Annotated in this window: 1 rRNA gene; it reads left to right on the top strand. The window is 43.7% G+C overall.

Features of this window, described 5'->3' with window-relative positions:
• Positions 1 to 156: 156 nt before the first annotated feature.
• Positions 157 to 245 (top strand): 5S ribosomal RNA (gene rrf, locus AN394_RS21440); the annotation flags it as partial.

Below are 245 nucleotides of genomic sequence, written 5' to 3'. Positions count from 1 at the left end.
CCATGCCGAACTCAGTAGTGAAACGAAACAGCGCCGATGATAGTGTAGCAGCTGCTATGTGAAAGTAGGTCATCGCCAGGCTCCAAATTCAGTCGCAAGACTTTAAATTAAGTCGAAAGACTATAAAAAAATAATAAGAAAGTTGAAAAGAATTTTCTTGGTGACAATAGCGTTTTGGACCCACCTGACCCCATGCCGAACTCAGTAGTGAAACGAAACAGCGCCGATGATAGTGTAGCAGCTGC

Origin of the sequence: Pseudoalteromonas sp. P1-26 (assembly GCF_001401795.1) — a bacterium.
GTDB lineage: Bacteria > Pseudomonadota > Gammaproteobacteria > Enterobacterales > Alteromonadaceae > Pseudoalteromonas.
Note: the sequence above shows the minus strand (reverse complement) of the source record. Positions and strands in the feature narration are given on the sequence as shown.